This window comes from Priestia aryabhattai (assembly GCF_023715685.1).
Classification (GTDB): domain Bacteria; phylum Bacillota; class Bacilli; order Bacillales; family Bacillaceae_H; genus Priestia; species Priestia aryabhattai_B.
The window spans coordinates 325,010-338,911 of record NZ_JAMBOQ010000003.1 but is presented as its reverse complement, the minus strand read 5'-3'; the positions used below and the strand labels follow the sequence as shown (position 1 = coordinate 338,911).

Sequence of the window (13,902 nt, the reverse complement as noted above, 5' to 3'; positions counted from 1 at the left end):
TTTTTGAATAGTCAATTTATTTAAATTATATCATGCTCGTTCATTTTATTTCGTTTTTTATTTTAAAAGAAGGAATTGAAATGAAGTTTAAAATGCATTAATATTAATTTTGTGAAGTTTAAACTTCTTAATTTTAGGAGGATGTATGAATACACAAACATTTCAACACTTAGTTAAAGAAAAATTTTCAGCTCTTTCACCCGGTCAAAAAAAAGTAGCTGAATTTTTAGTTTCTTCACTAGAAGAAGGCGCCCTTCATACAGCTTTTCAAATCGGGCGTGAAGTTGGCGTCAGCGAAACGACTGTGATTCGCCTTGCTTATGCACTAGGATTAAATGGATTTTCTGACATGCAAGAACGAATTAGACAAGATTGGCTCGGAAGCAAACAGTCTCCTTCTCACCCAAAAGAAGCTGCTGAAAAGAACAATTTAAGCGACACCAGCATGTTTACCCACACGCTGCAGCATGAAAAACAAATATTAGATGAACTGATTCATCAGGTCGAAGAAGAAGATATTTGGCAAATAGTCGAGGCATTACGTCAAGCAGATCAAATCTATATCGGGGGATTTCGGGAATCATATACCGCTGCGTACTGGCTCTATTACAAAATGAGTCAGCTTAGGGAACATATTTATGTGTCGCTTCCGACAGGTTATTTGCTCGAAACATTATGCCATTTTACAGAGAAGTCCGTCGTTCTTGTTTTTTCGCTTCCTCGCTATACAAAAGAAGCCGTAGCATTAGCTGAACAAGCAAAAAAACAAGGAGCTCTTGTGATTGCGATTACAGACCGGCGCTTATCTCCCGTTGGACAGCTAGCTGATATTACGCTCATTACAGGCGAACAAACAGAAGTATTTTCTGATCATATTTTATCTCTTCTTAGCTTATCGCAGCTGATTATAACAGGGCTGCAGAAAAAGGATTCGGAAAATATTCAAAAACGCCAGGAAAAATTAGAGCAGCTCTATGCGGAAAAAGGGATCTTTTTAGAATAAAAGAAAAGGAGCCATACTGATGAATTTCTCAAAGAATGTCATACAGCAAAAAGAAGCGATTTTTCAAACGTATAAAGAATTACATGATTTGGCTGAACCAAGCTGGCACGAGAAAAAAACATCTAAATACGTGGCTCAGTTTCTTTCACAGTCAGGTCTAGAAGTTCAAACATTTAATGACCATTACGGATTAACAGCAGAAATAGCAGGACAAACGAAGCAAATTATTGCGATCAGAGCTGATATGGATGCTTTGCTTCAAGAAGTAGACGGCGTCGAACGAGCGAACCATTCCTGTGGTCATGATGCACACAGCACGATGGTTTTATATGCGGCCAAAATGCTGGCTTCTTCTAAAACGCCTCCTCTTCATACCATTCGTTTTATCTTTCAGCCTGCAGAAGAAACAGCAAAAGGCGCTCTGCAAATGATTAAAGACGGAGCTTTAGATGATGTCTCTCTTTTATTCGGCATTCATTTACGTCCACATACGGAAGTTCCTGGTGGAAAGGCTGCTCCTGCTATTCTGCACGGCTCTGCCTTAACCATTGAAGGACAAATTAAAGGAGTTCAAGCACATGCCGCCAGACCGCATGAAGGAAAAAACCCCATTGAATCTGTGTCCTTGCTTCTTCAACTGCTGAAAAATATTCGGCTAACAAGTGAAGCAGCGTTTTCAGTGCAAATGACGCAAGTAAAAGCTGGTGCTTCTTCATCTAATGTGAGTCCTGAAACGGCTTCATTCACGTTGGATTTACGTGCACCGGCTAATGAGTTAATGGATGAACTTAAAAGCCAAGTCACAGCTGTTATGAAACATGTCTCTGAGTTAAATGATACACCTATTGTTTGGAAAGAAAGTGGTTTCTCTCCTGCTGCTCAGCCCGATGATTATGCTGTGACGCTAGTAGAAAAGGCTATCGTTGATGTGCTAGGACCAGAAGCTTTGACAAAACCTTGTGTCTCTGTAGGAGCAGAAGATTTTCACTTTTACACGTGGACATTTTCTCATATCAAAGCGACAATGCTCGGACTTGGATGTGATTTAAAACCAGGGTTGCACCACCCTCATATGACTTTTCAAAAAGAAGCGCTGATTTCAGGAACACAAATTCTCCTGCACGCCTTATCGCAAGCAGCTTATACATTAGAAAAGGAAGTGAAAAAATGACTCAGCATATGCATGAGATCGATATTCGTTTATTAAAAACATCCGCTGAACTAGAGGAAGTCCGACAATTAGAAAGCAAGGTTTGGGGCGAGGCTGAAGCCGTACCTGTTCACCAAACGTTAACCGTTACAAAAAACGGCGGACTTGTCCTTGGAGCTTTCAGCCATAAAAAACTGATTGGCTTTCAATACAGTTTTCCTGGCTATGACGGGAAGTCAATTTATCTTTGTTCTCATATTTTAGCTGTGGATCCTGCTTTTCGAAGTTCGGGAATTGGAGAAAAGTTAAAGCAAGCACAGCGTGAATACAGCAAACAACTGAATTATTCATATATTAGCTGGACGTATGATCCGTTGGAGAGCGTGAACGGCTACTTAAACATTGGAAAGCTAAAAGCTGTGTGTTCAACGTATATTGAAAATTGCTACGGAGAAATGAACGATCCGTTAAACGCCGATTTACCATCTGATCGGTTTGTAGTGAAATGGGACACAATTGAATCTATAAAATTACCGCGGGAGTATACGATGAAGGAAGTGATCGAGGCAAATATGGTGCAGTGGAAGCTGAACGATGAGGGTTTCCCCTTCATTCAAGCTATTCGTGAAGCTTCATTTGATAATGATCGCTTTGTAGCAGTAGCCATTCCGTCTGCTTTTCAACAAATGAAAGACCGCTCACCTTCTATTGCGTTAGAGTGGCGTATGCAAACACGCAAACTATTTACAGAATATTTTTCTAAAGGCTATGAAGTAACTAATTTTATGAAGCATAAAGAACCTGAATCTCCAGTTCATTTTTACATTTTAACGAGAAAAGAGGCGGAATGATGAAAATCAAACAAGTGATTTTACGACATTTAAAAATGGATTTGCTTCATCCTTTTACCACTAGTCTGGGAACTGAAACAGACCGGGATTTTATTTTAGCAGAAATTCAAAATGAAGACGGTCTTTCAGGATGGGCGGAATCCGTTGCATGCGCCGACCCTTTTTATAAAGAAGAAACGGTTAAAACAAACTGGCACATCATGGAGGATTTTTTAATTCCTCTTCTTTTACAACAAGATATTAAGCATCCTGACGATGTGTCTGACTTATTTGCTCATATTCGAGGCAACTATATGGCCAAAGCTGCTTTAGAAGGGGCTGTATGGGATTTATATGCGCGCGAACAAGACATTTCGCTTGCCACAGCTCTAGGAGGCATAAAAACACAAATTGAAGTCGGTCTTAGCATTGGCATTCAGGATACAGCTGATGACGTTCTTCGGAAAATTGAACTGGGGCTTCATGAAGGGTATAAACGAATTAAAATCAAAATTAAGCCGGGCTGGGATATCGACATCACCCGTGCTGTCCGCAAAGAGTTCCCTTCTATTCCTCTGATGGTTGATGCAAACTCTGCTTATACGTTAGATGACCTTGATCATTTGTCTCAGCTTGATGAGTTTAATTTAATGATGATTGAACAGCCTTTAGCACACGATGACTTAATTGATCATGCCGATCTTCAATCTCGCATGCACACACCTATTTGTCTAGACGAAAGCATTCATTCTGCTGAAGATGTACGCAAAGCTATTAAACTTGGAAGCACAAAAATTATTAATATTAAGATTGGACGAGTTGGCGGGCTAACAGAAGCCAAAAAAATTCATGATTTATGTCAAGCACATAATATGCCAGTTTGGTGCGGGGGGATGCTGGAATCAGGTATTGGCAGAGCTCATAATATTGCCATTACGACTCTTGCTAACTTTACCCTTCCCGGAGATACAGCTGCTTCTTCGAAGTACTGGTTGAAAGACATTGTGCAGCCTGAAATCACGGTTGACAACGGCATCATTAACGTTCCAGATAAAGCTGGTATCGGCTATGAGCCCGACTGGGAACAAATCAACCTTTTAACGTTAGAGAAAAAAGTATATGTCAGATAAATAGAATGAGATAAATAAATATATACATTCTAATTATTAGCTCGACATCTTTCATCAAAGAGCCTTCCCAATCGGTGATTCATACAACTTGAATATCCCCTCAAAATTTCACCTATGAGGATGGCGCCACACCCTAAAGGAGAGTGGTAGCCGTTTAGGCATAGAAAATCCGACATGACCGTTCTTTAGTCATGTCGAATTTTCTACATCGATTTATATATAACGTTGAAAAAGGGGTTGTCATAATGGGTATGAAAACAAAACAAAACGAGTCAGATTTGCAAAGAACAATTAAAGGCAGGCACTTATTCATGATTACACTAGGGGGTGTCATTGGATCTGGTTTTTTCATTGGTTCAGGCTACACAATTAGTCATGCTGGACCGGCGGGAACCATTCTTGCTTATCTAGTTGGTGGACTAATGATGTATTTAACTATGCTTTGTTTAGGAGAATTGTCAGTAGCTATGCCTGTTTCCGGCTCTTTTCAAGATTATGCTACTAAATTTATCAATCCTGCAACAGGCTTTACAATCGGATGGATGTATTGGCTGAGCTGGGGAACAACGGTCAGCTTAGAGCTTACGGCAATCGGCATTTTAATGGAGCGGTGGTTTCCTCATACCCCCATCTGGATTTGGTGTTTAGTTTTTGCTGTTCTCCTCTTTGTGACGAATGCATTCTCTGCAAGAAGTTATGCTGAAAGTGAATTTTGGTTTTCAATTATAAAAGTTGTTACTATTATTCTCTTTATTTTATTAGGAGGAGCCGCATTATTTGGACTTATCCCTCTTGAAAATAGTAAAAACATCTCATTTAGTCATATCACTGAAGATGGACTTTTCCCAACAGGATTTGTAAGCGTCCTTTTGACCATGGTAGCTGTAAATTTTTCATTTCAAGGAACGGAATTGATTGGTATTGCCGCTGGTGAAAGTGAAAACCCAGAAAAAACGCTTCCTAAAGCTATTAATAACACAATATGGCGAGTCATGATTTTCTTTATTTTGACCATCGCTGTATTAGTAGGAATTATTCCTTGGAAACAAGCAGGGCTGCTAGAAAGTCCGTTTGTGGCTGTATTTGAACAGTTAGGCGTTCCGTATGCGGCTGACATCATGAACTTTGTCATTTTAACAGCTTTAGTATCGGTAGCTAATTCAGGATTATTTGCTACAACTCGAATTTTATATTCTCTTTCTAAAAACAACATGGCCCCTTCTAGCTTAAGCAAAGTCTCAAGGTTCGGCATTCCGCTTCACGCTTTACTAGTCAGCCTGGGCTTATCATGCATGTGCCTTTTAACTAGTTTTTTCGCTGCTGATACTGTTTATGTATGGCTATTATCTATCGCTAGCATGACAGCGATTGCAGCTTGGATGTCTATTGCCGCTTCACAATATTTTTTTCGTCGACAATATATAAAATCCGGAAATAACATAGCTGACTTAAAATATCGCACCCCTCTTTATCCGGTAGTGCCTATCCTTGCTTTTACATTAAACAGTGCTGCTCTAGTTAGCTTAATCTTTATTCCTGAACAGCGTATGGCTTTATATTGCGGCGTGCCATTTGCACTTATTTGTTATGCCTTATATTTTTGGCACTACAAACAAAAACAATCTGATTATAAAGTAGAAACTGAAAAAAAATCTTAGTGTGCTCATTCTTTTTTCCCGAAGAAAAGAGCCCCCCTATACCTCCAAAAAGAAAGCTTGCGTTATAAGAGCTTTCTTTTTTTGTTTTGGCAAGCAATATTAAGTTTACATAGCCAGATAAATTTTCTGCGTCTTTAAAACGACGACTTCAGCACGTAACCAAATTAGGCATATCTCTCTGCCTGATACTTATCCTGTCAAGATAAACAAACATATTAGCAAAAATGGTCTTATGCACAATCCTTCTAGTAATAAATGAATATAAATAGAGTGTAAGGGACATGCAAGGGTATATTCATTACAAATTTTAGAAGAAAGGAGCATACTGATGAATATTGAAATTGGAATTGCCATTTTCGTGTTTACAATGACAATGCTCGTCATTTTTTGGAGGCCAAACGGCATCAACGAAGCATGGCCGGCAGCTATAGGAGCAGCCATTATCCTACTTACAGGCATTGTATCCAAATCAGACATCGTTGATATTTTTGGGAAAATAAGCGGCGCTTCTATCACCATTATTGCCACCATTGTCATGGCCGTCATATTAGAAAGTTTTGGATTCTTCCACTGGGCAGCTGCACGACTAGTGAGTTTATCCCAAGGCTCAGGGTATCGATTATATTGGTACATTCAACTGCTTTGCTTTTTAATGACTTTACTATTTAATAATGACGGCAGTATTTTAATTACCACTCCAATTTTAATTCTACTTTTGAAAAACCTTCAGCTAAAACCCCACCAGCAGATCCCCTACCTTTTAAGTGGAGCGCTTATTGCTACCGCTTCCAGCGCGCCTATAGGTGTAAGTAATATTGTCAATTTGATTGCCTTAAAAATTGTTCATATGTCGCTTTATATGCACACCGCGATGATGTTTGTACCGGCGACACTTGGTTTATTATTTATGTCTTGGCTCATGTATACGGTCGTAAAACGCCATTTGCCAAAAAAACTGCCGCATGCTTCAAAAGATATAGAAGAGAGTTTCTTTACGAAACAGTTTCATCCCTTAAAAGGAAGCATTTCTGTTGAAACAAAACGTAAACGCACACAATTTATGCTGAAAGTTTTATTGTTTGTGTTTGTCATGCGCTGTCTCCTATTTGTCGCCTCTTATTTCGGCATACCAATCGAATTGGTTGCTGTACTGGGCTCACTGATCTTACTTATTTGGAGATGGTACCACTTACGTACAAACCCGATTGATATTTTAAAGAAAACGCCGTGGCACATTTTCGTTTTTGCTTTTTCAATGTACGTTATTATTTACGGTCTCCATAACGTAGGGTTGACAGAGCTATTAGTAAAAATTTGCGAACCAATTGTAAATCGAGGGCTTTTTGAAGCAAGCTTTATCATGGGAGGACTTGTTTCCATTCTCTCTAACTTGTTTAACAATCACCCCGCTTTAATGGTCGGAACCATTACCTTGACCGAAATGGGGCTCGATCCTATTACTCTTAAAACCATTTACCTTGCTAATATTATTGGAAGTGATATGGGCTCGCTTTTATTGCCGATTGGAACACTAGCTTCTCTTATTTGGATGCATATTCTAAAAGAAAATCATATCAAAGTGAAATGGAAAGATTATTTAAAAGTCTCACTTATCGTTATCCCGCTTACCACCATCGTTACTCTTTTCCTCCTATTCTACTGGGTTCAGCTCATTTTTTCTTAATACTGATTTACAGGACGGATTGTACTCTTTTGAAGCTTACAGTCCGTCAGGCATGAACGAAATTCTTATATAGGAATTTCGTTTTATATGATAAGTCCATATAGCTTCTATAACACAGCAGCAGTCTACTAACAGAAGCTATTTCTTAATTATTTCGAACAATTCAAAAAGAAAATCAATAAAAATATTGAATCACATTTCAATCATATGATAAGATATGGTTATATTGTTATTTTAACAATACATAGAGTGAATGAATTAGAAAATATGCAGATGCATAGAACTTTCTAAACCCCACACGCAACACTTAGAAAGTGACATTCATTTTCTCAGTAACACCCATACCTTTCTGAAAAGAGTGAGTACATTAGACTTGCTCTTTTTGTCTGTTTAATAGCGGAACCTTATGCACTTCTTATGTAAAGCCTTTATTTGCAATTAGACGACAAAAAACAGGTAACTAAGCATGCCGCTCTTTACCTGTTTTTATATGCTAAAATGATTAAATCAAATTCTATCGCGCGAACGCACTTTAAGAAATTGATTTTAATTCTTCAATTAATTGAAAAAATTTCTCTTTGTTTCTTTCTTCTAATGTTTGATCTACTTCACGTAAAATTTGATCTCTTCTAAAATCTCGGATAGCCTTATTTAATACCATTTTAGCAAATATAGAATCGAGGATATCCATACGGATGGGCTGCGAGTCTGTCGGGTGCTTTTCGATATAAATCAACTCCTATCCTTTCCTCTATTATAACAAATTCTAGCAATGTATCAAAATTTCATTCAGATATGCGCTGTTGTGAAATAGCTTCGTATTCTGTTTCTAATTCTTGAAGCGTAAGCTCATATAACTGCTTGTTTCCTTTTTTATAAACCCCTGCATCCAGCAATAAATCAATCATTGATGTTTTTTTACATTGTATGTGAGAGTAAGCTTGTTTTGTCATCGTTACACCGCCTATTTTACACCTAAAAATGAAATGATTTCTCTATCTTTCACGACCTTTCTTTATCATACGGCCCGTCCTTTAGCTTACTGTGAAGAAAATGTTAAATTTATGTAATAATGCATATAAAAAAGACAGAGAGAAACTCCCTGTCTTGGTTCTTCTATTAAAAATCAAAATTGTCCGGATCTGGACCTACTCGGTGATTTTGATTTAATCCATCAATTTTGCTTACGTCTTCAGCATCCAATTCAAAATCAAATAGCGATGAATTTTCAACAATACGATGTTCTTTTGTCGATTTTGGAATCGTTACAACTCCGTTTTGCAGATCCCATCGCAGAATAATTTGAGCAACTGATTTACCGTGTTTTTCAGCAATTTCTTTTAACACATCGTTATCTAGCAATTCTCCTTGCATAAGCGGAGACCATGCCTCTAGCTGAATATCGTGCTTTTGACAAAAAGCATGCAGCTCTTTTTGCGTCAAACGAGGATGATATTCAACTTGGTTAATAACAGGCTTTACATCTCCATCTTTCATTAAGTCTTCTAAATGATGAATTTGAAAATTACTTACACCCAGAGCTCTTACTTTTTCTTCTTTATAAAGCGTTTCTAATGCTTTCCACGCTTCTTTATACTTACCTTCTACCGGCCAGTGAATTAAGTATAGGTCTAAATATTCTAAGCCAAGCTTTTGTAAGCTTGTTTCGTAAGCAGCCAATGTCGCTTCATAGCCTAAATCTGCGTTCCAAACTTTTGATGTAACAAAGATGTCTTCGCGTGAAAGACCTGCTTCTTTCAGACCTTGGCGAATTCCTTCTCCTACACCTTCTTCATTTCCATAAATAGCTGCCGTATCAATGCTGCGGTAGCCTTTTACGATAGCTGTTTTCACCGCGTTAACTAATTCAGGCCCTTCTTCTACTTTAAATACCCCTAATCCAAGCCAAGGCATTTTGACTCCATTATGAAGTGTAACTGTATCTTGCAAATGATTACTCATTATAAAAAACCCCCTACTAATTTTGCTACATTTGTTATTATGAAACACAAAAAAAGAAAAAGATAGAACCCACTTTAAAGTAAGTTAGGCACTTCAAAGTTCCAAGGTAACTTTTTAGTAACCTGCTATTCCACTTAAAAATCGCAAAAAAAGAATCCTCCGCAGAGAATTCTTTTTGTTTTTATTTAACGTTTATGTTGACTGCCGAACTTATATTTCCAGCGGCATCTTTTGCCGTAACAGCCAGTTTTACGCCTGCTTTTTGTTTGGGAATATTGACTTTAAACTGTCCTTTGCTATCTGCTTTTCCTGATGCGATCAGCTTTGTACCGCTTTTAATCGTAATCACGGCATTTGCTTCCGTTTTTCCAGAGATAGACGTGGACAAAGACGTAACTGCATTAACTGCCGGAGGTGCCGGCGGGGTTGTGTCTTGAACTTTTACAATTTTATAAGGACTATACCCTACTTTATTTTGCAATACGGCCGTCACTTCTGTTCCTGCTTTTTGAGCAGGAATTTCCACGCTGAACTTGCCGTTCCCATCAATTTTTCCACTCGCAATAATCTTTCCGCCTACTTTAATATAAATAGACGCATTTTTTTCTCCCGTTCCCGTTACCGCTGTACTTTTTTCAGTAAGCGTATTAACGGTTGGAAGTGCTGGTTTTGTCAGCGCAGCACTAACCGTTACAAACGTATTGGAGCTATAGTTATTGGCTGCATCTTTTGCAATAACGGCTAATTTTGTAGCAGCAGACTGCTTTGGAATCGTGATGCTGAACGTTCCATTCGATTTTGCATTGCCTTTGCCGATTACTTTTTTGTCAATTTTCACATGCACTTCTGCGCCTGCTTCTGTGCTTCCCGTTACTACTGTATCTTGATTGCTTACCGCGTTCACTTTTGGTGTAATAGGCGCTGTTTTATCCTGTACGGTTACGGTTGATACAGAGCTGCTATTTCCTGCTGCATCTTTTGCTTGTACGCTTAGCTTTGTATTCGCTTTTTGCAGGGAAATGGCAACAGAAAATGCTCCATTTGCACCTGCTTTAGCCGTTCCCACAGTAGTTGTTCCTGCTTTTACAGTAACTGTGGAATTTGCTTCAGTGGTACCGGTAACTTTGGTATCTTGATCACTTACTGCATTTACTTTTGGCGCGGCTGGTGCCGTTTTATCCTGTACGGCTACTGTAGTAGGTGAACTTGTTCCCCCAGCGTTTTGAGCCGTTACAGCCAGCTTGTTTCCTGCTTTTTGTTTCGCAATTGAGATGCTGTAATTTCCTTTAGCATCTGCTTTGCCGGCTGCAAGCTGAAGACTTCCGTTTTTAACAATGACCGTCGCATTTGCTTCAGTCGTCCCTTTAATCATTGTGTCTTGATCACTTACTGCATTTACCTTTGGTGCAAGCGGTGCTTTTAACGTTGTTTTAACCGCAAAAGAAGGCGCTTGGCTTTCGTTTCCTGCTTTATCTTTTGCACTTACCGCTATTGTTGTTCCGCCTTTTTGTACTGGGATTGAAACGGTAAATTTACCGTTAGCATCCGCTACTGTAGAGAACGTCGCACTGCCGGCTTTTACCGTCACGGCTGCGCTTGCTTCCGTTACGCCCGTCACGGTCGTGTCTTGGTCACTTACTTCATTTACAATTAGAACAGAAGGCGGCGTTTGATCTGTTACGGTCACCACTGTTGCCGTGCTTTCATTTTCAGCTGCATCTTTAGACGTTACCGACACTTTTGTATCTGCTTGCTGCTTTGCAATCGTAATCGCAAACTTTCCGTCTTCATCAGCAAGACCTGTTCCGATTACTTCATTTTCCACTTTTGCAATAACAGAAGCATTTGGTTCTGTTACGCCCGTAAGCGATGTTTGATCATCTCCTAGTGCACTAACTGAAGGTGCATCAGGCGCAACTGTATCTTTCGGCGCTTCTTCCTCCTGCTCTTTTCGCGGATACTTTGTTGTATAAAAGCTTAAAAGAGTAGTTGTTGGATAATAAAAATCTAGAATTTCACGATAGTCCTTTCCTAGACTTGCCATTTTTTGAGCACCGTACTGACTCATTCCAACTCCGTGTCCATTTCCTTTACCATTAAAGGTTGTTGATCTGCTTGTTTCATTTGTTTCCGTTACAAGCAGACTAAGCATTGCACGGCTGTTTAACATAGATTTTAGCTTTGTCGATGTTAAATCTGTTAATTCCAAATGATGAACCACTAGTTTTTGCGAACTGTCTACATCTCCTTTAACAAGGTAGTCCACTGTAATCGCACCTTTAGTCACACGGCCTCCCGATGAAGGAGCATAAAAACTTACCTTTGGAATAGACGTAATTTTAATGGTTTTACCAGGATGCTTATTGGCTACTAACCATGATTTCAAATTATCCGTAACGATTTTATCTTTTTCAGAAATTGTATTCCACCATGCGCTATAGTTAGCTAAATCTTTTCCTGTTAAATCAATTTGCGTTTTTTGAATAGCTAATGTCCACGGCGTCTGCTTGTCGTATGGATCTTCTTTCACCGGGAAATAAGAAAACTGAGTTCCTCCCCAGGCATTGCTGTTTGATTCGGTTCTTCCACCGTTGCTTGATGAGAAAACGGCGTTGATTAATTTACTGTTGTACGTAACTACTTGTCCGAATGTCTCATTTACTGCTTGGTTTGTACTGTCATACCACGTATAGCCACCGTATACTTGATAGCTTACCGTATCGTTAATAACTTTTCCTGCATAGCTCATTGCGTATGTTCTCGCTGCCACCGCCTGAGTTTTTAAAGCTTGCAGATTCCAAGATGTATAGACTTCATTTGGCACAACGCCTTTTAAATAGTCTTCAATCGGCAGCGTATTAATAGGTCTGACGTAAGTTCCTTTTTCATTGGTAAACGCCACGTCCCCTAAGTACTGTCTGCCGTTAATAGATATGGGATTTTTATAAAGAGACGGTGTAATTTCAAAGCTCGTAAATTCACCTAAGACAGTGGTCCCTTGTTTTAAAGTGACACCTTGATTTGTTGCTGCCACCGTATACTCTGTATTTGCATTTAAGACCAAATCCGAGTTTTTAATAGTGTATAAATAAGACGGCTTAATTGTAATTGCATGCTGATCTCCTAAATAGTTTACTAATTTTACAGACACAACTGGTTCTACCGTTTCAGCTTTCACGCTAGCAAGCGGCGTGAATTGAAACAGCAGTACGCTTAGTACTAAAGCTAATACCGTTAACTTTCTCATCTTGTTCCCCCATTTTTATTTACTGTCTAACGCATTTTAATATCACTCGTTATATCGACACAGTTTTATAAAATCTAAAGCATTTTACCTAGTTTTCTTTTCTGCTCGTCCACTTTTTTGTCGAAAAAACGCTTTTTTATATCATATGAACGACAAAAAAACGTGTGACATAAATCAATTGATTTAATCACACGCTTTTATAGGTCTTTTCACCTTTTATTTTGTCATTTCTTCATATACCACTATACCGTCTGCAACATGATTCATCAGCTTTGTAAGATAAGCCTGATCAGACAGGTTTCGGTCCTCTTCTGGATTCGTCATATACCCCAGTTCAACTAGCGTTACAGGTACAGTCGACCAGTTAAATCCTGAAAGATCGCTGCGATAACGAATGCCGTCTACTTCGACAAACTGATCTTTTTTCACCTCTGTCAGAATAGCTTGAGATGCCTGTAGACTGCTTTGATAAACAGGCTTCGTATAGGAATTATCTTCTGCAGGAGTGAGCACAGAAAGTCCTTTTACAGACGCATTTTCAGAACCATCTGCATGTATACGTACGTGCAAATCAGCTTTTGAATTGTTCGCAAGCTCCGCTCGTTCCCGGTTGCTGATATTCACACTGTGAGAACTGCGAGTAAACTTTACCGTTATGCCTTTTTCTTCTAATAGTTTTTTTAATATCATGGAGGCTTCCAATGTCAGCTTGTATTCGGGCTTCTTGGTCACCACGCCCGATGTGCCTCCGGAAACTTTTATTTTCGTTTCTGCTGCTCCCGGTCCGATTGGCTCTTTCTCTAGGTTAGCCTGAGCTTGATGACCAGGATCAATGTAGACTAAAAATGGAGGCGGATCGGCTTTTTCAGGCATGGGGTTTTTTACATTTTTCACTTCATTATCTGCTTCATTAGGCTGTACTGCTCGGAACCGTGAGATGGGCTGCTTAACTCTTTCTCCCTGCGCATGAGCTTTTGGTACATTTCCACTAACAACAACTGCTTTCTCAGTTTGACCTTTCATCATAAAGAAAAGTGAGAGTACTGCTACTATTGCAACAATACCTATTCCATAACTCCATACTAAGCGCTTCATCTTCGCTCACCAAACTTTCGAATAGAGTGGGATATTCCTTATGTTAAAGTACAAAATGTGTTAATGCTATTATCTCACAGAATATGGATTTTTTTGTATAAACCGTTAAAAAATATTGTTCGTAATTTCGGAAATATTTTATG

General features: G+C 39.0%; 11 protein-coding genes. 6 read left to right on the top strand and 5 right to left on the bottom strand.

From position 1 onward, the window contains the following. Positions 1–145 precede the first annotated feature (145 nt). The 6 genes from M3225_RS14845 to M3225_RS14820 all read left to right on the top strand — a co-directional run bounded on the left by M3225_RS14845 (position 146) and on the right by M3225_RS14820 (position 7,455). Complete coding sequence (locus M3225_RS14845) at positions 146–1,003, top strand: MurR/RpiR family transcriptional regulator (protein ID WP_251394953.1); 858 nt, start codon at positions 146–148, stop codon at positions 1,001–1,003. Positions 1,004–1,022: 19 nt separating this feature from the next. After that, positions 1,023–2,174, top strand: coding sequence for an amidohydrolase (locus M3225_RS14840; protein ID WP_251394951.1), 1,152 nt, complete (start codon positions 1,023–1,025; stop codon positions 2,172–2,174). Continuing rightward, positions 2,171–3,004, top strand: coding sequence for a GNAT family N-acetyltransferase (locus M3225_RS14835; RefSeq protein WP_251394949.1), 834 nt, complete (start codon positions 2,171–2,173; stop codon positions 3,002–3,004). The genes M3225_RS14840 and M3225_RS14835 overlap by 4 nt, the downstream gene beginning before the upstream one ends. Continuing rightward, positions 3,004–4,113 (top strand): o-succinylbenzoate synthase, encoded by a 1,110-nt coding sequence (menC, locus tag M3225_RS14830; RefSeq protein WP_251394947.1) that lies wholly within the window; start codon positions 3,004–3,006, stop codon positions 4,111–4,113. Before M3225_RS14835 ends, menC begins: the two co-directional genes overlap by 1 nt. Before the next feature lie 251 nt (positions 4,114–4,364). Next, on the top strand, positions 4,365–5,771 hold the full coding sequence (locus M3225_RS14825) for an amino acid permease (protein WP_251396084.1): 1,407 nt from the start codon (positions 4,365–4,367) through the stop codon (positions 5,769–5,771). Positions 5,772–6,099: 328 nt separating this feature from the next. Next, on the top strand, positions 6,100–7,455 hold the full coding sequence (locus M3225_RS14820; protein WP_251394945.1) for an arsenic transporter: 1,356 nt from the start codon (positions 6,100–6,102) through the stop codon (positions 7,453–7,455). A gap of 532 nt (positions 7,456–7,987) precedes the next feature. On the opposite strand, the gene M3225_RS14815 is transcribed toward M3225_RS14820, so the two are convergent. The 5 genes from M3225_RS14815 to M3225_RS14795 form a co-directional block, all read right to left on the bottom strand. Then, a complete protein-coding gene (locus tag M3225_RS14815) occupies positions 7,988–8,191 on the bottom strand; it encodes an IDEAL domain-containing protein (protein ID WP_016766443.1) in 204 nt (67 codons plus the stop codon). A gap of 49 nt (positions 8,192–8,240) precedes the next feature. Next, complete coding sequence (locus M3225_RS14810) at positions 8,241–8,408, bottom strand: Fur-regulated basic protein FbpA (RefSeq protein WP_251394943.1); 168 nt, start codon at positions 8,406–8,408, stop codon at positions 8,241–8,243. A gap of 166 nt (positions 8,409–8,574) precedes the next feature. Then, a complete protein-coding gene (locus M3225_RS14805) occupies positions 8,575–9,417 on the bottom strand; it encodes an aldo/keto reductase (protein WP_251394941.1) in 843 nt (280 codons plus the stop codon). Between the two features lie 181 nt (positions 9,418–9,598). Then, on the bottom strand, positions 9,599–12,664 hold the full coding sequence (locus M3225_RS14800) for an Ig-like domain-containing protein (RefSeq protein WP_251394939.1): 3,066 nt from the start codon (positions 12,662–12,664) through the stop codon (positions 9,599–9,601). 216 nt (positions 12,665–12,880) lie between these two features. Further along, positions 12,881–13,759: an N-acetylmuramoyl-L-alanine amidase gene (locus M3225_RS14795; protein ID WP_251394937.1), complete on the bottom strand. Its 879-nt coding sequence runs from the start codon at positions 13,757–13,759 to the stop codon at positions 12,881–12,883. Between the last annotated feature and the right edge of the window lie 143 nt (positions 13,760–13,902).

Excerpts from the sequence above, each read along its gene's own strand:
- M3225_RS14845 (WP_251394953.1), top strand. The coding sequence starts at position 146 with ATGAATACACAAACATTTCAACACTTAGTTAAAGAAAAATTTTCAGCT.
- M3225_RS14840 (WP_251394951.1), top strand. The coding sequence starts at position 1,023 with ATGAATTTCTCAAAGAATGTCATACAGCAAAAAGAAGCGATTTTTCAA.
- M3225_RS14835 (WP_251394949.1), top strand. The coding sequence starts at position 2,171 with ATGACTCAGCATATGCATGAGATCGATATTCGTTTATTAAAAACATCC.
- menC (WP_251394947.1), top strand. The coding sequence starts at position 3,004 with ATGAAAATCAAACAAGTGATTTTACGACATTTAAAAATGGATTTGCTT.
- M3225_RS14825 (WP_251396084.1), top strand. The coding sequence starts at position 4,365 with ATGAAAACAAAACAAAACGAGTCAGATTTGCAAAGAACAATTAAAGGC.
- M3225_RS14820 (WP_251394945.1), top strand. The coding sequence starts at position 6,100 with ATGAATATTGAAATTGGAATTGCCATTTTCGTGTTTACAATGACAATG.
- M3225_RS14810 (WP_251394943.1), bottom strand. The coding sequence starts at position 8,408 with ATGACAAAACAAGCTTACTCTCACATACAATGTAAAAAAACATCAATG.
- M3225_RS14805 (WP_251394941.1), bottom strand. The coding sequence starts at position 9,417 with ATGAGTAATCATTTGCAAGATACAGTTACACTTCATAATGGAGTCAAA.
- M3225_RS14800 (WP_251394939.1), bottom strand. The coding sequence starts at position 12,664 with ATGAGAAAGTTAACGGTATTAGCTTTAGTACTAAGCGTACTGCTGTTT.
- M3225_RS14795 (WP_251394937.1), bottom strand. The coding sequence starts at position 13,759 with ATGAAGCGCTTAGTATGGAGTTATGGAATAGGTATTGTTGCAATAGTA.